The sequence below is a fragment of the Pseudomonas sp. JY-Q genome (genome assembly GCF_001655295.1).
Taxonomy (GTDB): domain Bacteria; phylum Pseudomonadota; class Gammaproteobacteria; order Pseudomonadales; family Pseudomonadaceae; genus Aquipseudomonas; species Aquipseudomonas alloputida.
The window spans coordinates 2,818,431-2,837,307 of sequence record NZ_CP011525.1 but is presented as its reverse complement, the minus strand read 5'-3'; the positions used below and the strand labels follow the sequence as shown (position 1 = coordinate 2,837,307).

16 protein-coding genes and 1 pseudogene are annotated in these 18,877 nt (G+C 60.9%); 11 read left to right on the top strand and 6 right to left on the bottom strand.

What is annotated here, in order from left to right; translation table 11 throughout:
- Position 1: 1 nt before the first annotated feature.
- The 4 genes from AA098_RS12845 (at position 2) to AA098_RS12830 (ending at position 4,596) form a co-directional block, all read left to right on the top strand.
- Positions 2–2,182, top strand: a complete 2,181-nt coding sequence (locus AA098_RS12845; RefSeq protein WP_064614303.1) for a PepSY domain-containing protein — start codon at positions 2–4, stop codon at positions 2,180–2,182.
- Positions 2,172–3,137 (top strand): FAD:protein FMN transferase, encoded by a 966-nt coding sequence (locus AA098_RS12840; protein WP_047604930.1) that lies wholly within the window; start codon positions 2,172–2,174, stop codon positions 3,135–3,137. The genes AA098_RS12845 and AA098_RS12840 overlap by 11 nt, the downstream gene beginning before the upstream one ends.
- 69 nt (positions 3,138–3,206) lie before the next feature.
- The gene (locus tag AA098_RS12835; RefSeq protein WP_003248160.1) at positions 3,207–3,908 is read left to right on the top strand and encodes a VIT family protein; all 702 of its coding nucleotides are present in this window, start codon (positions 3,207–3,209) and stop codon (positions 3,906–3,908) included.
- A gap of 211 nt (positions 3,909–4,119) precedes the next feature.
- Positions 4,120–4,596: a GNAT family N-acetyltransferase gene (locus AA098_RS12830; RefSeq protein ID WP_014861093.1), complete on the top strand. Its 477-nt coding sequence runs from the start codon at positions 4,120–4,122 to the stop codon at positions 4,594–4,596.
- A 72-nt stretch (positions 4,597–4,668) separates the two neighbouring features.
- Here the strand turns inward: AA098_RS12830 and AA098_RS12825 are convergent, their stop codons facing one another.
- The 3 genes and pseudogenes from AA098_RS12825 to AA098_RS12815 all read right to left on the bottom strand — a co-directional run bounded on the left by AA098_RS12825 (position 4,669) and on the right by AA098_RS12815 (position 8,876).
- Positions 4,669–6,072, bottom strand: a complete 1,404-nt coding sequence (locus tag AA098_RS12825) for an ATP-binding protein (protein ID WP_064614301.1) — start codon at positions 6,070–6,072, stop codon at positions 4,669–4,671.
- Positions 6,069–7,881 (bottom strand): annotated as a pseudogene (locus AA098_RS12820) (DAHL domain-containing protein). The gene AA098_RS12825 and the pseudogene AA098_RS12820 overlap by 4 nt, the downstream one beginning before the upstream one ends.
- Complete coding sequence (locus AA098_RS12815) at positions 7,878–8,876, bottom strand: cytochrome-c peroxidase (protein ID WP_047604933.1); 999 nt, start codon at positions 8,874–8,876, stop codon at positions 7,878–7,880. The pseudogene AA098_RS12820 and the gene AA098_RS12815 overlap by 4 nt, the downstream one beginning before the upstream one ends.
- A gap of 197 nt (positions 8,877–9,073) precedes the next feature.
- On the opposite strand from AA098_RS12815, the gene AA098_RS12810 reads away from it, so the two are divergent.
- Both AA098_RS12810 and AA098_RS12805 read left to right on the top strand, forming a co-directional pair.
- Positions 9,074–10,438: an HD domain-containing phosphohydrolase gene (locus AA098_RS12810; RefSeq protein WP_064614298.1), complete on the top strand. Its 1,365-nt coding sequence runs from the start codon at positions 9,074–9,076 to the stop codon at positions 10,436–10,438.
- 120 nt (positions 10,439–10,558) lie between these two features.
- Positions 10,559–11,224 carry an SOS response-associated peptidase gene (locus AA098_RS12805; RefSeq protein WP_064614296.1) on the top strand — a complete coding sequence of 222 codons (666 nt, stop codon included), beginning with the start codon at positions 10,559–10,561 and terminating at the stop codon, positions 11,222–11,224.
- 272 nt (positions 11,225–11,496) lie between these two features.
- On the opposite strand, the gene AA098_RS12800 is transcribed toward AA098_RS12805, so the two are convergent.
- Positions 11,497–11,754 (bottom strand): hypothetical protein, encoded by a 258-nt coding sequence (locus AA098_RS12800; RefSeq protein WP_064614294.1) that lies wholly within the window; start codon positions 11,752–11,754, stop codon positions 11,497–11,499.
- An 86-nt stretch (positions 11,755–11,840) separates the two neighbouring features.
- Positions 11,841–12,170, bottom strand: coding sequence for a hypothetical protein (locus AA098_RS29510; protein WP_080634978.1), 330 nt, complete (start codon positions 12,168–12,170; stop codon positions 11,841–11,843).
- Positions 12,171–12,618: 448 nt separating this feature from the next.
- On the opposite strand from AA098_RS29510, the gene AA098_RS12790 reads away from it, so the two are divergent.
- The 4 genes from AA098_RS12790 to AA098_RS12775 all read left to right on the top strand — a co-directional run bounded on the left by AA098_RS12790 (position 12,619) and on the right by AA098_RS12775 (position 16,675).
- Positions 12,619–13,092, top strand: a complete 474-nt coding sequence (locus tag AA098_RS12790; protein WP_003248145.1) for an OsmC family protein — start codon at positions 12,619–12,621, stop codon at positions 13,090–13,092.
- 175 nt (positions 13,093–13,267) lie between these two features.
- Complete coding sequence (locus AA098_RS12785; protein ID WP_003248143.1) at positions 13,268–13,687, top strand: hypothetical protein; 420 nt, start codon at positions 13,268–13,270, stop codon at positions 13,685–13,687.
- Between the two features lie 32 nt (positions 13,688–13,719).
- A complete protein-coding gene (locus tag AA098_RS12780; protein WP_003248141.1) occupies positions 13,720–15,306 on the top strand; it encodes an ABC-F family ATPase in 1,587 nt (528 codons plus the stop codon).
- Positions 15,307–15,481: 175 nt separating this feature from the next.
- Complete coding sequence (locus tag AA098_RS12775) at positions 15,482–16,675, top strand: MFS transporter (RefSeq protein WP_004576697.1); 1,194 nt, start codon at positions 15,482–15,484, stop codon at positions 16,673–16,675.
- Here the strand turns inward: AA098_RS12775 and AA098_RS12770 are convergent.
- Positions 16,637–17,683: a dienelactone hydrolase gene (locus AA098_RS12770; RefSeq protein ID WP_003248136.1), complete on the bottom strand. Its 1,047-nt coding sequence runs from the start codon at positions 17,681–17,683 to the stop codon at positions 16,637–16,639. The genes AA098_RS12775 and AA098_RS12770 overlap by 39 nt on opposite strands.
- Positions 17,684–17,884: 201 nt before the next feature.
- Between AA098_RS12770 and yghU the strand changes: the two genes are divergently transcribed.
- A complete protein-coding gene (gene yghU, locus AA098_RS12765; RefSeq protein WP_054888802.1) occupies positions 17,885–18,727 on the top strand; it encodes a glutathione-dependent disulfide-bond oxidoreductase in 843 nt (280 codons plus the stop codon).
- Positions 18,728–18,877: the final 150 nt, after the last annotated feature.

Genomic DNA, 18,877 nt, shown 5'->3' with positions numbered 1-18,877 from the left:
CATGCTTCGTCAGTTCCATTCCCTTCCTGGCCTGATCGCCGCCCTGCTGGTCATGGTATTGGCCATCAGCGGCGCGATTCTGTCTGTCGAGCCGGCGCTGGAGCGTCTGCACAGCACGTCCACTTCTGCCGGGCAACTCAACGTCGGCCAACTTGCCGGGCGCGTGGCCAACCACTTTACGGGGGTGGAGCAGATCCAGCGCTCAGCGTCCGGCACGGTGATCGTCTACTACAACCAGAACGGCAAGGCCGGGGCGGAGAAGGTCGACCCACTGACCGGCCAAGGGCTCGCCCCTTACGAGCCATCCGCGTTCACCCGCTGGGTGAAAGACCTGCACCGCTCGCTGTTCCTTGGCACGCCGGGCCATGGGGTGTCGGGTGTTGGTGCCCTGCTCATGCTGGCGCTGTCAGTGTCCGGCGCGCTATTGCTGGCCCGACGCCTGGGTGGCTGGCGCAACCTGCTACGGCCGCTGCGGGGCACTTTCAGCCAGCGCTGGCATGCTGAAGTCGGGCGACTGGCCTTGCTCGGGCTGTTGTTGTCGGCACTGAGCGGGGCCTACCTGTCCGCCACCACGTTTGGTTTTATCGCCGACGGCAGTCAAGCTGAACCCGCCTTCCCTGCCCACGTCAGCGCCGGCCCGGCCTTGCCGGTGGCAAAACTGCAGGCCTTGCAAGCCACCGACCTGAACGACCTGCGCGAGCTGGTCTACCCGAGCCCCGGCAACCCTCGCGATGTGTTTTCCCTGCGCACAGCACAGGGCGATGGCTACGTGGACCAGGCCAGCGGCGCCTTGCTGTCCTATCAAGCCCACGACCCAATGCTCAACCTCTATGAATTGATCTACCAGTTGCACACTGGCGAAGGCCTCTGGTGGCTGGGCCTGCTGCTCGGGCTCTGCGCCCTCTGCGTGCCGTTGATGAGCGTGACCGGCATTCTGTTATGGTGGCGCCGCCGCAAAGCTGGCCCGCGCCTCCACCACAACAGCCCTGCTCATGCCGCCGACAGCGTGATTCTGGTGGGCAGTGAAAACAACAGCACCTGGGGTTTTGCCAAAACCTTGCATGACGCCTTGCACCAGAGCGGCCATCAGGTGCACAGCGCGGCGATGAATGACTGGTTGGGCGATTACCCTAATGCCAAACGAGTGTTCATCCTCACCGCGACCCACGGTGACGGCGATGCGCCGGCTTCGGCTTCGCAGTTCCTGGCGCGGCTGGCCAAAACCGGCGTCAAGCCCGGCCTACCCTTTGCGGTACTGGGCCTGGGCGACCGCCAATTTGCGCGATTCTGTCGGTACGCCCATCAAGTGCAGCATGCGATGTTGCAGGCCGGTGGCTCGCCATTGCTGGGGCTGGAGACCGTGAACCGCCAGTGCCCTCAGGCGTTTGCGCGTTGGGGCAACGCGCTGGGCGACGTGTTGGGGCAGGCGCTGGCGCTGGTTCACACCCCGCAGCAGCCGCGTACCCATTCATTGGAGCTGACAGAGCGGATTGCCTATGGCGAACAGGTAAATGCACCGACCCATGTCCTGCGCTTCAAAGCTCGCGGCGGACTGCCGAATTTTCTGGCCGGCGACCTGGTCGGGATTCTGCCCCCGGGCAGCCCAATCCCGCGCTTCTACTCGCTGGCCAGTGGCGCCCAGGACGGCGTGCTGGAGATCTGTGTGCGTAAACACAACGGGGGCATGTGCTCGGAGTTTCTTCACGGCCTGGACATTGGCGCGCAGATTGACGCCTTCATTCAGCCCAACCCGCAATTTCGTCCGGCATCGGGCACGCACCCGGTAATCCTGATCGGCGCCGGTACCGGTATCGGTCCTTTGGCCGGCTTTATCCGCAACAACAAGGCCCGACACCCGATGCACCTGTATTGGGGCGGGCGCAACCCGGCCTCGGACTTTCTCTACGAACCGGAGCTCAACCAATACTTGTCGGACCGCCGCCTGACGCAATTGCACGCCGCCTTTTCTCAAGTCCAGGAGCGCAGCTACGTACAAGACCGGCTGATCAGTGATGCCCTCGCCTTGCGCCGGCTGATTGAAAAAGGTGCCCAAGTGCTGGTGTGTGGCAGTCGCGAAATGGCCAAAGGCGTGATGCAGGCCCTGGATGAAGTCTTGGCGCCCCTCAACCTCAGCGTGCTGATCCTCAAGGCACAAGGACGCTACCGTGAAGATGTCTACTGAGTTGCAGCGTTATAGCCTGAACGGCGAAACCATGGGCACCCGCTACACCGCCCTGTTTTATGCCGGGGCCGGGATGGATACCGACGAACTTGGCCAGCAGTTGGCCCGCGCCGTGGCCCGGGTGGACCAGCAAATGTCCACCTGGAAACCCGAGTCGGACCTCAACCGCCTCAATGCCGCCCCCGAGCAGGAATGGGTATCGGTGCCCAAGGAACTGGTCACGGTGCTGTCTGCTGCATTGCGCGTCAGCCGGCAATCCGGCGGCGCCTTCGACATCGCTGTCGGTGACCTGGTGAGCGCGTGGGGCTTCGGCCCAGCGGCGCGGCAGGTCACAACGCAGGTGATCGATTCCCCTGCGCCGCGCACCCGGCTGTTAGCCAGCGGCGCATTGGAGGTTGAGCCACAACGCAACCAGGTGCGCAAGCGCGTGCCGCTGAGCCTTGACTTGAGTGGGATTGCCAAAGGGTTTGGCGTGGATGAACTGGCCCGTTGCCTGGAAGGTTCAGGTATCACGCGGTACTTGGTCGGTATCGATGGCGAGATGCGCGCCCGGGGCGTCAAACCTGACGGACAATGCTGGGTCGTGGCGCTGGAAAAGCCCAAAAGGGGCGTGCGGGAAGTCATGGGCGTCATGGCGCTTAGCGATATGTCAATCGCGACCTCCGGGGACTACCGGCAGTGGGTCGACATAGCCGGTCAGTCCTATGCTCACACCATGAACCCGGCCACCGGCGCACCACTGTGCAACGCGCTCGCCGCCGTTACCGTGGTGGCGACCTCGTGCATGCTCGCCGATGCCTGGGCCACGGCGCTGATGGTCCTGGGCGAAACCGAGGGCCCTCGTCTGGCTCAGGAACGCGGGATGGACGCACTGTTCGTGCTGCGCGAAGGTGAGCAGTTCAGGGAAATATCCATTGTCGGCGGACAGCTGCAGGTGCAAATTGAAGCCCGCTGACGCCGGCTGCCGGCCCGCTCGGCACCCGTGCAACGTGAACCGCCTGATGACAGGGAGCCGCGTCAAACAATGAAATTCATGCACAGGCACACCGAGGCACACAGAAGTGATCGTATCGGCTGGCTACGCGCCGCTGTCCTGGGTGCCAACGACGGCATTGTCTCTACCGCCAGCCTGCTGATTGGGGTCGCGGCGGCCAACGCCAGCCACGCCACGTTGCTGGTCACCGGAATGGCGGGGCTGATGGCCGGGGCCATGTCCATGGCCGCTGGCGAGTACATTTCGGTGCACTCCCAGGCCGATACCGAGCGGGCGGACCTGTCCCGCGAACGGGCAGAACTGGCCAGCGACCCGAAAGCTGAGCACGCCGAACTCGCCAACATCTACATGCAGCGTGGGGTAGCACCCGAGCTGGCACATCAAGTGGCCGATCAATTGATGGCCCATGACGCATTGGGCTCCCACGCCCGCGACGAACTGGGCATCAGCGCCACGCTCACCGCCAAACCGTTGCAGGCCGCCCTGGCGTCCGCCGCGAGCTTCGTGGTAGGCGCCGCCTTGCCGCTGGCGGTGACGTTTGTCGCACCGGAGCACAGCGTGGGCCCCTGGATATCGGGCATGTCATTGGTATTTCTCGGGTCATTGGGGGCTATTGCCGCCAAGGCTGGCGGGGCCAGCATCATGACGGGCGCCTGGCGGGTGACCTTCTGGGGGGCGTTGGCCATGGGCGTCACGGCACTGGTGGGGCACTTGTTTGGCGCGGTGGTCTAGCGCGAGAATCGGGCCTCAGGCCGCGCCATTGGCGGCCTATGCATCGATCCTGCCTAATACCGTTCGGCCAGGGCGCAGAACTCAGCGTCGGAGTATTCGGCCCAGTTTCTTCGATGTCATGAATTGTCTCAGCGGGTACGAATCTGAAGATTGAAAAGGGGCAATGGCAGGCGCTATAAATCAGGTTTAAAGCCGTTCGACAAGGCACATCATGCAGCTGCATTTCCGGCGTCTGAGCGACGCCCCCATCGCCGACATCATCGCACTCAACAACAACCCCGATGTCTTGCGCCAAATGCCCTTGGGTCGTCCCGACTTTGACGAACGCAAATGCAAGGTGTGGGTTGCCCAAAAAGAGGCCCAATGGGCACTGAATGGCTATGGTCCCTGGGCTTTTTTCGTTGACGGTCAATTCGCCGGCTGGGGTGGCCTGCAGCAGGAAGACGGCGACGCTGATCTTGCCTTGGTGCTTCATCCAGACTACTGGGGGCTTGGCAGAGTGATTTTCGATGAGATCGTACGGCGCGCTTTCCAGGAGATGGGGCTAGCGTCCATTACCCTATTGCTTCCATTAACCAGAACTCGAATCAAAGGTATTCTTCGCCTGGGGTTTTGCCTTGACGCAGAGGTGGATATCGACGGCACGCCCTTCTCACGCTATCGGCTACTCGCCACCGCAAAACATTGACTGGTTGGCGGGATCGCCGGGGCACGCCCCCTGCCCTAGTTGGGTTGTGGTATACCCACCTTGTGTGCCCTGTCACAGCGTTGCGCTCTGCTTAACCGGCAGTTGTACACGAAACGTTGTTCCCACTCCGACCTGGCTTGATACAGATATCTCTCCTCCGTGTTTCTTTACAATGCCGTAGGAAAGGGACAGGCCTAGCCCGGTTCCTTGGCCGACGGGCTTGGTGGTGAAAAAAGGATCGAAGATTTTCTTGATGTTCTCCGGTGCTATCCCAGCGCCTGTATCCGCAACGTCGATGCACACCCAGGCGCCTTGATGAACAGTGCCCAATGTGATGGTGCCCCGCTCGGGGCCCATGGCTTGGACGGCATTGAGCACAAGGTTCATTATCACTTGGTTGATCTGCGACGGCAGGCATTCGACAGGGGGTAACGGCTGGTACCGTTTTACCACGTCGGCTTTATGTTTCAGCTCGCTCGCTACGATGTTGAGCGTGGAGTCAATGCCCTGCTGCAAATCGGCTAATTGCCACTGCTTAGCGTTGTCAACGCGCGAGAAGTCTTTGAGGTCCTTGACGATATGCGCCACTCGACCGATTCCGTCCTTGGACTCCTTGATGAGGATCGGGATGTCTTCCATGAGGAATTCCAGCTCAGTCTGCTCACGAAGCCTTTGCAAGCGCCCAGTGGTTTCGTTTGCGCCGAGCATCAGTTCGGCCTCGCGATAGGCGTCGAGCATCGCTAACAGTTGTTGAAAGTACCCTCCCAGAGTGCCCAGGTTGGAGGACACGAAACCGATCGGATTGTTGATCTCGTGCGCCACGCCGGCGGCCATCTGCCCCAACGAGGCGAGCTTCTCCGATTGCACCAGCTGGCTTTCCAGCTGCTTGCGCTCCTCGATCTCCTGCTGCAGCGCCTCGCTGGCTTGGGTCAGTTGCTGGGTACGCCGCTCTACCCGCTGTTCGAGCTGGTGCATTTTCAGCGAGGCTCGTTGGGTCATTTCCCACTTGGTCAGCAAGGTGCTGGCCATTTGCTGGACCTCGATGTTGTCGAACGGTTTTTTCAGGATCAGCAGGCGATCGTGGGCCTGCAGCCGGTCGAGCAACTCATCCCAGGAATAGTCCGAGTAGGCGGTGCAGACGACTACCTGCAACAGCGGGTCCTCTTCCCACAGGTGCTCAATGGTTTGAGCGCCATCCCATCCACCTGGCATACGCATGTCGACGAAGGCTAACGCGTAAGGCTTGCTGGCCTGCAGCGCACGCTTCAGCAGGCCGAGCCCTTCCTCACCGCCATAGGCTGAATCGAGTTCGAATACCGGTCGGTCGTTCTTGATCTGCTCGCCAAACAACAACCCTTCCATCTCGTCCAGCTCAGTGTTCTGCGCTTTGGCCGGGGCAAGGATCTTGCGAAAATCCTCGTGGATAGTCGGCATGTCATCAATCAGCAGGATCCGGCGATTGGTCAGGTCACTCATGCAGGCTCCGTCACCGCGATCAGCGGGATCCTCAGGGTAAAGACAGCACCCAGGCCAGGGCCGTCGCTGTGTGCGGTCAGGTGACCATTCATCTCGATGGCGGCCAAGGCGCAACTGTGCAAGCCGAAGCCATGCCCGTCTTTGCGCGTGGTGAAGCCATGGGCAAAGATCTTCTGCAGGTTTTCGGGCGCAATGCCTTCGCCTTCGTCCAGCACGCTCATTTCCAGCAAGCCCCCCTCAATGATGCGCGTCCTGAGGATCATCGTCCGTGGGTCGCTGCCGGGGCCGGACATGGCGTACTTGGCGTTGCTGATCAGGTTGATCAGTATCAGCAACAGCCGATGCCGGTCGCCCATCACCAGAGGCAGATCTGCGAAGTCGCGCACTACCCTCACCTGATGCCGGATCAACGCGCCTGCGTTCATGCGCAGCGCGTCCTCGACCAGGTCGTTGACCGACAGCGGCACTGGTACATTTTTAGCCCCGGCGTAGGATTGCTGGGTGGCCACCACTTCCTTGATGTGGTCGATGCTCTTGTTCATCCGCTCCAGCTCGATCACCATCTCCTTCTGCTCCTCGGCGATCGCCTCGGTCAGCTGGTGGAGGTAGCCGGGAAGCAACCGGCCTCTGGGATCCTCGTCGAGAAACCGACCGATGTCAGTGGCATGCTCGCGGAACAGTTGCATGGCCTTGCCCAAACCCTGGGTTTTGCTGCTGCGCAACGTTCGAGCGATCAGATCAGAGGATGTGTTCACGCTGTTGAGCACGTTGCCCACGTTGTGCAACACATTGGTAGCGATCTCCGCCATGCCTGCTTGGCGCGCCGCGTTAAGCAATTCGCTCTGAGCGTTTCTGAGTTCCAGGGTGCGATCCTCGACCCGCTGTTCCAGGACGTCATTGGCGCTTTGCAACGCATTGTTGACCCGTCTCACCTCGGCGAAGCTGCGCACCAGCAGCGCAGCCAGGCAAATGACCGAGAATCAGCAAGCCGGATAGCCATAACGTGTAGAGATGGTTTTTACGGTTGATCCTTTCAACCTGCTGTTGATCCCTGTCCAGGAGGCTGGTGATCGTATCCAGGCGTTCGGCAACCGGGATCGCCTCGATCTGTTCGAGCAGGCGGTTGACGACAGGTTGCTCGCGCAGGATCAACGCCACGTGATTACTCAACAAATTGAGGGGCGTGTGGAATTCTTTGGGCAGGTTCTGCGCGTTAACAGCCAGGTTACCTAACCCCACCTCTATCTCGGCAGCCCTTTCCACAGAGGTAACCTGCGCGAACTCCAGGGCACTTAGCAACAGGTCATAAGTGTCAGCAACGAATACGTGTACCTCCGGCCGATTCGGGGCCAGCATGGTGTTGATCTGGGCCTGAATACCGTCCTCGGCTGTGGGTAGAAATGCCAACGAATTTCGCAGCAAGGCATTGTGCGATTTGAATTGCTCCACGAGCCGAGCCTTTTCCCCAAACGCAGAGAGAAAACCGTCATAGGCATCGCGCCACTGGTCTGCGTCAACGCGCCCTTGTTCGGCTTCCCGGCTGTCGAATCGTGCCCACAGCCGCTTCATCTCCTTGAGGGGGGTCACGAGTGGATCATAGTTATGAGAGACGGCTACCCGGGCCTTGAGCACCTCGTTTTCCCACACAGCATCCTGTTGCTTGAGCTGACGAATGAGATCTCGGGATTCGTTGTAGGTCTGGGTCTGCTCTGACCCGGAATTCAGGTACAGGTACAGCAGCATCGACGCCAGTACAAGGACCAACCCACTGAATAGAATCAGGCTTGTGCGCCGGGAAATCACCCTCATGGCTGACCCGCCTTTTCAGCAGTAAGGGTTTTGAGGAACAGCATGATGAGCCTGCGGTCCTCATCGCTTGGGATTCGTCCAAGCTGATACTGAAACATCACGTCAATCGCACGCTCCAGCGTAGGCGCCGAGCCATCGTGAAAATAGGGCGCGGTCATCGCCACATTGCGCAGGCTCGGCACTTTGAACACGCCCCGGTCGGCCTCCTCTCCGGTCACGTTGAAGCGGCCCTGATCCGCCTCGGTGGGGTGGCCGCGGTCCGCGATGTAGTCGCCGAACACGCCAAATTTCTGGAACATATTGCCCCCAATATTCACCCCTTGGTGGCAGGCGATGCAGCCATAGTCCTTGAAGCGCTGGTAGCCGTATTTTTCCTCCAGGGTAAGCGCCTCGGTATCGCCCTGCAGGTAACGATCGAAGCGCGCGCCAGGGGTAAGAAGCGTCCTTTGGTAATCGGCCAACGCGCTGAGGATGTTGTCCTTTGTCACCGCGTCCGGGTAGGCATCCTTGAACGCCTGGCGGTAATGCACGTCTGCAGCGATGCGCTGCTCGATCACGCGCCAGTCTCCGCCCATCTCGTGAGCGCTGGTGATCACGGCCTCCCCCTGCTCCTCGAGTGACTCGACCCGGCCATTCCAGAACTGTCGGAAATTAAGGCTGGCATTGAGTACCGTTGGCGTATTGAGCGTAAGCGGCAGGCCATCTGCCCCCATGGAAAACGCCCGGTCATCGGCCCCGTACTTGTCCAGACGGTGACAGCTGGCGCAGGACCGTGTGCCGTTGCGCGACAACCGCGGATCGTTGAACAACTGGCGGCCCAACTCGACACGCCCAGGTGTCAGAGTGGGTATCGGAGGCAGCGGCTTGAGCGGCTCGTCCAGCGGCTCCGCCCCGCTGCCTCCGCTCAGAACGAGCAGCACCCACAGGCCCAGACAACGGCGCAAGCGCTGCAGGTGAAGAGCGGAACGATAACGACAGGTTGTGCGCGCTGACATCCGGGAGAATCCTTTTCCCTGGGCTGACGGACTTACAGAAGGGTGGTGCCATGCCGTCAGGTTAGATGCCTTCCAGACAATTTGCCTGCCACCCGCCACACCTTGCCCGGCACCTGTCACGGAAAAATGAACTAGCCTTTGACCTAAGCGCTCGTTGAGCTCGAGTGCCTCCATCGATCGACCACGTGAGGCCTGCCATGGACGTGCAACCGCCCCTGATTTCACCCTATCGGCCGACCGTGTTGCTGGTAGACGACGAGGAGTCGATCCTTAACAGTCTGCGTCGGCTATTGCGCAGCCAACCCTATGACGTGAAGCTGGCGACCAGCGGAGAGCAGGCACTGGCGCAGATGGCCGAGGGCCCGGTTGATCTGGTGATGAGCGATGCGCGCATGCCCGGGATGGACGGCGCCACCTTGTTGGCACAGATCAATCAGCATCACCCATCGACCGTCAGGATCTTGCTGACCGGCTATGCCGACCCAAGCGCAATCATCAAGGCCGTGAATGACGGTCAAATCCACCGTTACATCAGCAAGCCCTGGAACGACGACGAATTGCTGATGACCTTGCGCCAGGCCCTGGACCACCAGCATTCCGAACGCGAGCGCCAACGCCTGGAGCTGCTGGCACGTCGGCAGAACGCCCAGTTGAGACTGCTCAATAACGACCTGGAGAAACGCGTTGCAGCCCGTACCGCGGAGCTGCAGCAGACCGCTGACATGCTCGATCTGGCCTACGAAGAACTGAAACACAGCTATGTGACCGGGACCGAGGTGTTCTCGATGTTGGCTAATCTGCGGCTGCCTCCAGCCAAGCAGACCAATCGACAGATCATCGAACTGGTGCGTTGCTACTGTCGGGTCCACGCCTTGGACGAGGCGATCAGCCGCGATCTGGCCATGGCTGCGGCGCTGTACAACATAGGCAAATTGAGTTGGCCGGATAGCATGATCGTAGCCCCATCGGACCAGCTGATGCACGGCGACCGCTATCGCGACTACCCACGCCAAAGTGAAGCGCTGCTGATGACCCTTGAGCCCATGAAAGATGCCGCGCGCCTGATCCTGCATCACCAGGAGCACTGGGACGGCAGCGGTTTCCCCGACCGGCTCAAGGGTGAAGCTATCCCGTTCGGCGCTCGCTTGCTCAAGCTGGCCGTGGACTTCGTTGAGCTGCAACGGGGTTTGATTCTTGAACGGCAGATGAACAGCGATGAGGCCTTGCTCTACCTGCGCAAGTACGCCGGCCGGTTGTATGACCCGGCACTCCTTGAGGATTTCGTCCAGGTTTGCGCCTCGTTCCACAGCGATCTCACCCTGGTGGACCCTGAAGTCCAGGTGTGTACCACCCGTGACCTGGCGCCGGGAATGGTGCTTGCGCGCAACCTGAACGCCGACAACGGCATGTTGCTGCTTAACGCCGGCAAGGTTTTGAGCGCCGCGCTGGTGGAAAAGCTGGTGGCCTTTGAATCGATGGAGGGTGGTAAGTACTGCATTTTCGTTCGGGTTCCCTCGAACGACCCTATAACGCCTGGAAGATCAGACTTGGCGCCGTGTTGAAGGAGGTGGGGCGCTCATTCAGCTCGGCACCATCAGAACTGCGCGTACAGCACCACGTCGGCGTCATCCACACCGGCAATACACCCAAGCGCTATGCTTGCTCTGGCAGGAGGGTTGCGCATGTGTGGAAGATTGAGTCAGTACCGAGGCATACACGACTTTGTCGAAACCCTGAGCCTGCCAGAGGCCTGGCGGAACAACGTCGGCGACCAGCCACTTGGCCGGTACAACGTTGCGCCGACCACGCCGGTGGCAGTGCTGCGAGTGGATGAAGCAGGCCCGCGGGCGGACCTGGTGAGATGGGGCTGGCGGCCGCATTGGGCGACCGACCGTGCCGCGCCGATCAACGCCAGGGTCGAAAAGGTGGCACACGGCCCCTTCTTCCGGGCGATCTGGCCGCACCGAGGCATAACGCCGATCGACGGCTGGTATGAATGGGTCGATGAAGGCGGACCGAAGAAACAGCCGTATTACATCCGACGCCGGGACGGGCGCCCTTCCCTTTGCGCCAGCATCGGCCAGTTCGCTGGCAGCGAGCATGATGGGTTCGTCATCATTACGGCCGATGCCCAGGGCGGAATGGTGGATGTGCACGACCGCAGGCCAGTGGTTTTGGCCCCAGACCTTGCGCATGAGTGGATGCAAACCGCGATGCCCGGGGAACAGGCCGAGCAGATGGTGCTGAACCTGGGTGAGCCAGCCGAGGCCTTCGAGTGGTATCGAGTGAGCACAGCCATTGGCAATGTGCGCAACCAAGGCGCCGAGCTGATAGAGCCGCTTCAGTGAAGCGGTAGTAGACCATGCTGGCCCTAGTACTGGCAGCGCAACATCATCGACCACTGATGTGCAGGGTTTCGACTCGGGGACCGCGTCGACTTGGAACCCGCACAGCATGACGATTGGTAACACCACCGTCCACAATGGCACTTGCACAAGCGGTTACTGTTGAAATGGCACGACTCGACGAACAGGGAATACCATTATCAAAGGCTGTACAGATTCCAAGGCAGTCGACCTGCCCGTGGTTGCGGTGGGTCCGATCGCAGGCCTCGGCGAACTCACCTGGCAGAACAAGTTCCGCTTTTCTGACTTTCCACGTACTGTTCAGCCATAACCTTCCCTTCGAGAATGGCTTCTGTCGAAGAGGAGAAGGGTCGACTCACACGCAGGGTTCGCGCCGTTGCGCCCGGCTTCCCTACCTCGACCAACATCCCCGTGGGAAATTCGACGCTCGACTCCCACAGCACGTAAATCGATGCCTGGTAACCAAGGTAGGAATGCACGTAAAGGTCATGACTGGTGGACTGAAGGCTCATCACTTTCTCCAACTGGGCGCCTCAATGCGCTTTTGATGGAGATACGACTCAAGCGATCTGACGAGCGTTCCGTTTTCCCTGCATCGTTATCCGTGAAGACGCGAGCCTCTGCGCGGGAGTGGTTCAGGCCCTGGTGCTTTGGGCGCAGGAAACGCCTTGGCGACCCAGTCGTGAGCACGCTCGAGCGCCCAGGCCATCGCCGCGGACAGTTTCTGTCCACGGCAGTCAGGGTGTACCTCTTCGAGCAAGAGCACGCCTTTTTTCCCGTAGATACCCAGGAAAAGTTGAGTGACGTTTTCAAGTGAGAGTCGGGCTTGGATGTTGATTAAAGTGCCGCAGGGAAGGCGCTCATCGTAGTTGCGGGAATGCAACGCAGAATTGGCCCATTCCCAATAGATTTTGCCGCGATTACGCATGGAACGGACCTTGAACTCATATTCTTGACTGGAGAGACAGAATACACAGCTGTTCCAATGAATCCACTGCTGAAGGTGTGTGTTACATTTTTTTACAGCTGCTTTTCATTTAACAGCCGTGATCGCCCCCTCCTTCAAGCGCCGCGCGATCAGCGCACGGTCGCTCAAGGAAAGTGGCTACGGTGTTCCGCTAGGCGAGCGCCATGAATTACCGGCGGATGGACCACCTGGCCTAGCGGACAGGCAACCTGGCGCATGACGCATCACGTTCCGCAGCCTTGGCGTCGGTATCGGCCTTGGAGTTCCATCGGTTCATTGCATGTGCTCGGATGGCTCATGCGTCGCTGCAAACACGAGATGCTGGTGGAGAGCCCTCAATCGAGAGCAAGATAACCGTGCCCAAGCGATGGGCAAGGTTTTCTGGCCGTCTTTCGACACAGGAGTGACCATGAAAGAACACCATTACGCTGTCACGGTAAATTGGATAGGTAACACGGGTGAAGGTACTGCCAGTTATACGGCGTACCAGAGAGACTTCAACGTGGAGGCTCCAGGCAAGGCACCTATCCTTGGCTCTGCCGACCCCGCCTTTCGCGGGAACCCTGAACGCTGGAACCCTGAAGACATGTTGCTGGCCTCGATCTCGGCCTGCCACAAGCTTTGGTATCTTCATCTGTGCGCAGTCAACAACGTGAACGTCCTGGAATATGTCGACTACCCGGTGGGCCGGATGCTTGAAGGGGATGGCCAGCGCAAGGGCCATTTCAAAGACGCTGAGTTAAGGCCTCAGGTCATTATCAGCAGCCAGTCTGATCTGGATCTTGCAAGACGCCTGCATGACGATGCTCACCACGAATGTTTTATTGCCAACTCAGTCAACTTCCCTATCAGATGCAGTGCTGTTATCAAGCATCAGGACTAGATGTTCTGAATACAACTGCATCCGTTGTTTAACAATGGCTTCTAATCGACGCTATCAATAGAAGGGGGGGACACTCTTTCACTAGAGGCCGATAAAGGGCGAAAGCTGATAATCACGACCGACCGCGATCAATCCAAAGCGAAAACCTGACCAGACGAAAACCAAGCATCATCGGGTGGTCCTGTTAAACGAGCGCGCATTGAACGCCTTCAACCATGCCCAGCCAATCGCTACCCTTCGCCGCATGGCGTCCAAGTCGGCCCACCCGACTAGCCCCTTCGTGTTCCAACCTAGCAAAGGTGGGCTGTGGATCAACGAGCCAAGTGTTACAATCCGCCCCTTCAAATCGGCGCTGAAGGCGCTGAACATCCGTGAACGCCGTCAGTACGACACCCGCCACACCTACGCCACCCTATGCCTGATGCCTGGGATGAACCCCGCGTTCATCGCGAGCCAGCTTGGCCACAGCGTCGAGATGTTGCTCTCTACCTACGCGAAATGGATCAGCTCCTCCTCGGACTGGAGGGAGCTGGAGAAGCTGACGCCCCGAGTCGAATTGGTCCAACATTGGCCCAAGACTGACCACAGGGCCTAAATACACCTCTGGAACCCCCGCAGGACAAGCACTTGATTTCTACCGCTAACATCACCATGCAGTTCGGCTCCAAGCCGCTGTTCGAAAACGTTTCCGTCAAATTCAACAACGGCAACCGCTACGGCCTGATCGGCGCCAACGGTTGCGGCAAGTCGACCTTCATGAAAATCCTCGGCGGTGACCTGGAGCCGTCCGCAGGCCAGGTCATGCTTGAGCCGAACACCCGCCTGGGCAAGCTGCGCCAGGACCAGTTCGCCTACGAGGAATTCACCGTGATCGACACGGTGATCATGGGCCACGGCCAGCTGTGGAAAGTCAAAGCCGAGCGTGACCGTATCTACTCGCTGCCGGAAATGACCGAAGAAGACGGCATGGCCGTCGCCGAGCTGGAAACCGAATTCGCCGAAATGGACGGCTACACCGCCGAGTCGCGCGCCGGTGAACTGCTGCTGGGCCTGGGTATTCCGCTGGACCAGCACTTCGGCCCGATGAGCGAAGTGGCACCGGGCTGGAAGCTGCGTGTCCTCCTGGCCCAGGCGCTGTTCTCGGACCCGGACGTGCTGCTGCTCGACGAACCGACCAACCACCTGGACATCAACACCATCCGCTGGCTGGAAACGATCCTCACGGCGCGTAACAGCACCATGATCATCATTTCCCACGACCGGCACTTCCTCAACAGCGTCTGCACCCACATGGCTGACCTGGATTACGGTGAGCTGCGCCTGTTCCCGGGCAACTATGACGAGTACATGACCGCAGCCACCCAGTCGCGTGAGCAGCTGCTGTCGGACAATGCCAAGAAGAAAGCCCAGATCGCCGAGCTGCAGACCTTTGTCAGCCGCTTCTCGGCCAACGCCTCCAAAGCCAAGCAGGCCACTTCTCGTGCCAAGCAGATCGACAAGATCCAGCTGGCCGAGGTCAAGCCGTCCAGCCGCGTCAGCCCGTTCATTCGCTTCGAACAGACGAAAAAACTGCACCGCCAGGCCGTGGTCGTCGAGAAAATGGCCAAAGCCTTCGACGACAAGGTGCTGTTCAAGAACTTCGACATCACCGTCGAAGCGGGCGAGCGCGTTGCGATCATCGGCCCCAACGGTATTGGCAAGACCACCCTGCTGCGCACCCTGGTCGGCGAGATGACCCCGGATGCGGGCTCGGTGAAGTGGACCGACAGCGCCGAAGTGGGCTACTACGCCCAGGACCACGCCCACGACTTCGAAGACGACATGAGCCTGTTCGACTGGATGGGCCAGTGGACCTCTGGCGAGCAGGTGATCCGCGGCACCCTGGGGCGCATGCTGTTCTCCAACGACGAAATCCTCAAGTCGGTGAAGGTGATTTCCGGTGGTGAACAAGGTCGCATGCTGTTCGGCAAGCTGATTTTGCAGAAGCCGAACGTGCTGGTGATGGACGAGCCGACCAACCACCTGGACATGGAATCGATCGAAGCGCTGAACCTGGCGCTGGAAAACTACCCGGGCACCCTGCTGTTCGTCAGCCACGACCGCGAGTTCGTGTCGTCGCTGGCCACGCGCATCATCGAGCTGTCGGCCGATGGTGTGGTGGACTTCAGCGGTACTTACGATGACTACCTGCGCAGCCAGGGTGTGCTGGTCTGATTGAAGGCCAAGGCCTGGCCACCTTGTGTGGCTGGGCCTCTTCGCGGGCTTGCCCGCGAAGCCCCCCTCCCACCGACTGACACTGCCCGACGAATAATTCGTTAGCCTGCTTTCTTTTCCTTTGCGCAACGGCCATGATGGGACCACGCCCAACCGCCCGCCCGCGAAAGAGCCCATGACCGCGCAACAACCTGCCCCCGCCAGTCACACGCTGCACATCACCCTGCAGATCTTGTCGATCGTTTTCTATACCTTCATTGCCTTCCTCTGCATCGGCCTGCCGATTGCGGTGCTGCCCAGCTATGTGCACGACCAGCTCGGCTTTGGCGCAGTGATCGCCGGTGTAACCATTGGCCTGCAGTACTTGGCCACGCTGCTGAGCCGCCCGTTTGCAGGCAGGGTGGCGGACACCTTGGGAGGGAAACAGGCCATCCGCTTTGGCCTGCTGGGGATTGCCGGTTGCGGGGTGTTGACGTTGCTGTCAGCCTGGACCCTCACCTTGCCGCTGCTGAGCCTGGCACTGCTGCTCGGTGGACGCTTGCTGCTGGGCATCGCCCAAGGGCTGATCGGCGTTGCCACCTTGAGCTGGGGCATCAGCCAGGTCGGCCCCGAACACACTGCCAGGGTGATCTCGTGGAACGGCATCGCCTCCTATGGCGCGATCGCCATCGGTGCGCCGATCGGCGTGCTGGCCGTGGACGGGCTGGACTTCAGCGTGCTGGGGCCGGCTTTGCTGGTGCTGGCAACCCTTGCCCTGCTGGTGCTTCGCAAGCGCCCCGACGTGGTCGTGGTACGCGGCGAGCGCCTGCCCTTCTGGTCGGCGTTCGGCCGGGTTGCCCCGTGTGGCCTGGGTTTGACCCTGGCCTCGATCGGCTACGGCACCTTGACCACCTTCGTCACCCTGTACTACCTCGAGCGCGGCTGGGCCGGTGCGGCCTGGTGCCTGAGTGCGTTTGGTGTGTGCTTCATCATTTCGCGGCTGCTGTTCGTCAACGCGGTCAACCGCTTTGGTGGCTACAACGTGGCGGTCGCCTGCATGGCCACCGAAGTGCTGGGCCTGGGCCTTCTGTGGCTGGCGCCCTCGCCGCCCTGGGCGCTGGTTGGCGCCGGGCTCACCGGTTTCGGGCTGTCGCTGGTGTACCCGGCATTGGGCGTGGAGGCGATCAAGCACGTCCCCAGCAGCAGCCGCGGCGCAGGGCTGGGTGCCTATGCTGTGTTCTTCGACATGGCCTTGGCCATTGCCGGCCCGGTGATGGGCGCCGTGGCGGTACACCTGGGGTATGCCTCGATCTTCTGCGTGGCGGCCCTGCTCGCCTTGGCCGGGGTCGGCCTAACGTTGTGGCTGGCGCGGCGCGCCCGCCGTAGCTGAACGCTCAGCCGGCGCTGGCGCGCCCAGCGCCTGGCTGAAGAACACTGCCGTTTCTCGCTGCAGCGAATGATGGATATGCCGGCGGTCGACGCCGTCGGCGTCCTTGCACAGCGCCGGCATTCGCGCGTACTGCTCGGCATCGCAGTGGGCCATGAACACGAAATGCCCGGCACCGGCCAACAGGCGGTAGTCCGGTGTAACCGGCAGTTTGCGGGCCAGGGCCTCGGCATTACGGTCTACGGCCACAAGCTGATCGCTGTCGCCACTGTAGATCAGTGCGGGAACCTGCACCCCGGCCAGCGCATGGCGCCCGAACAACAGGCTCAGCGGCGCCATCAACATGACCGCCCCCACTCGCGGGTCGGTCTCGGGCGCCAGTTCGCTACGGTCGGCAATCAGGATGCCGTGGGTCTTGCAGGCGTCTGTGTCATGCGGGCGCTCCAGGCAGTACTGACGCAGACGGTCCAGGTCGGGGCGTGCGCCAGACAGGATCAACGCGGTTTCTCCGCCGGCCGAGTAGCCAATCACGCCCACCTTGCCTTCATTCAGATAAGGCCCGACCACTGCATCATCACGCGCTGCGGTGATCGCCGCGCTGACTTGCAGCGGCCGCCCATAAAGATTGCTCAGGGTGCCAAGGCGACTGTGGTCGCGCACGTTGTCCCCCGGGTGCACCACCGCCACCACCACGAACCCTTGCCGCGCCAGCGACGTGGCCAGGTAATGCAAAGCCAATGGGCTGCCCGTATTGCCGTGAGACAGCACCAGCAACGGGAATCGCCCCATGGCGACGGGCGCCTCTTCGGCCACGTCGACGGGATACCCGTCTATACGGCTGATACGGGTTTTGCCAACGGCCGGGTAGAACGCCAGCGCTTGCATCGGGCGGCTATCGACCGGGTCGGTCAAGGTCATAAGGTGCAGGCCGGCAACCCACGGCGCGGCCTCGGCGCGGGCCAACAGGCCGCCGAGCAGGACCAGCGCCAACACGCAGCGTGCAAGGGTCATCGGCCAGCGGTTCCTTGCAGGACGAAGGGATAACCCAGCATAAAACCGGCTGGCGTTGTGCCGGATGAAAACTGGATGAAACCGCCGTCATGCAAGCTGCGCCTGCACCCTGTGCATTTGCGCATTGCGTCGAACCCATGGCATAGATGCAGGTCAACGTTTTCACGTGACCGTTTTCGCGCCTTTGAAGGAGATTCATGCATGAGCAAGCCTGCCTACGTGCCACCCAAAGTCTGGCGCAACGACGCAGCCTCCGGCGGCCAGTTCGCCAGCATCAACCGCCCGGTCGCCGGCCCGACTCACGACAAGGACCTGCCGCTGGGCAAACACCCGCTGCAGCTGTATTCCCTGGCTACGCCCAACGGCGTCAAGGTCACCATTGCCCTTGAAGAGCTGCTTGCCCTGGGCCACGCCGGTGCCGAATACGATGCCTGGCTGATCCGCATCGGCGAGGGTGATCAGTTTTCCAGTGGCTTCGTCCAGGTCAACCCCAACTCGAAGATTCCCGCCCTGCTCGACCGCAGCGTGGAGCCGCCGGTGCGGGTGTTCGAATCAGGTTCGATCCTGCTGTACCTGGCAGAAAAGTTTGGAGCATTGCTGCCAAAATCGCCGGCTGCGCGCACCGAATGCCTGAACTGGTTGTTCTGGCAGATGGGTGCGGCGCCTTACCTGGGCGGTGGTTTTGGCCACTTCTACGTGTACGCACCGGAAAAGTTCGAGTACGCCATCAACCGCTTCACCATGGAAGCCAAGCGTCAGCTGGACGTACTTGATCGTCGCTTGGCCGAAAGCCGTTATCTGGGCGGCGAGGCATACAGTATTGCTGATATTGCCGTGTGGCCGTGGTATGGCCAGCTGGTACGCGGCAACCTGTATGACGCGGCGCAGTTCCTGGCGGTTGACGAGTACCCGAACGTACAGCGCTGGGCCGAGGACATCGCCCAGCGCCCTGCTGTGCAGCGCGGTACACGCGTGAACCGTACCTGGGGAGATGAACACAGCCAGGTGCCGGAGCGCCATAGCGCCGCCGACCTGGAAGGTTGACGCAGACCGTGTGGGAGCGGCCCTTTGACAACAAAAGGCCGCCCCCACAATGGGCCGGGGAATGCCTGTGAATGCCCCCGACAATGCCCCCCTGCATAAAACCATTTGCCCCTGCGCAAACCTGCGTCCGCCAAGCCCTTCTTGTACACT

Excerpts from the sequence above, each read along its gene's own strand:
- AA098_RS12845 (WP_064614303.1), top strand. The coding sequence starts at position 2 with ATGCTTCGTCAGTTCCATTCCCTTCCTGGCCTGATCGCCGCCCTGCTG.
- AA098_RS12840 (WP_047604930.1), top strand. The coding sequence starts at position 2,172 with ATGTCTACTGAGTTGCAGCGTTATAGCCTGAACGGCGAAACCATGGGC.
- AA098_RS12835 (WP_003248160.1), top strand. The coding sequence starts at position 3,207 with ATGAAATTCATGCACAGGCACACCGAGGCACACAGAAGTGATCGTATC.
- AA098_RS12830 (WP_014861093.1), top strand. The coding sequence starts at position 4,120 with ATGCAGCTGCATTTCCGGCGTCTGAGCGACGCCCCCATCGCCGACATC.
- AA098_RS12825 (WP_064614301.1), bottom strand. The coding sequence starts at position 6,072 with ATGAGTGACCTGACCAATCGCCGGATCCTGCTGATTGATGACATGCCG.
- AA098_RS12815 (WP_047604933.1), bottom strand. The coding sequence starts at position 8,876 with ATGTCAGCGCGCACAACCTGTCGTTATCGTTCCGCTCTTCACCTGCAG.
- AA098_RS12810 (WP_064614298.1), top strand. The coding sequence starts at position 9,074 with ATGGACGTGCAACCGCCCCTGATTTCACCCTATCGGCCGACCGTGTTG.
- AA098_RS12805 (WP_064614296.1), top strand. The coding sequence starts at position 10,559 with ATGTGTGGAAGATTGAGTCAGTACCGAGGCATACACGACTTTGTCGAA.
- AA098_RS12800 (WP_064614294.1), bottom strand. The coding sequence starts at position 11,754 with ATGAGCCTTCAGTCCACCAGTCATGACCTTTACGTGCATTCCTACCTT.
- AA098_RS29510 (WP_080634978.1), bottom strand. The coding sequence starts at position 12,170 with ATGCGTAATCGCGGCAAAATCTATTGGGAATGGGCCAATTCTGCGTTG.
- AA098_RS12790 (WP_003248145.1), top strand. The coding sequence starts at position 12,619 with ATGAAAGAACACCATTACGCTGTCACGGTAAATTGGATAGGTAACACG.
- AA098_RS12775 (WP_004576697.1), top strand. The coding sequence starts at position 15,482 with ATGACCGCGCAACAACCTGCCCCCGCCAGTCACACGCTGCACATCACC.
- AA098_RS12770 (WP_003248136.1), bottom strand. The coding sequence starts at position 17,683 with ATGACCCTTGCACGCTGCGTGTTGGCGCTGGTCCTGCTCGGCGGCCTG.
- yghU (WP_054888802.1), top strand. The coding sequence starts at position 17,885 with ATGAGCAAGCCTGCCTACGTGCCACCCAAAGTCTGGCGCAACGACGCA.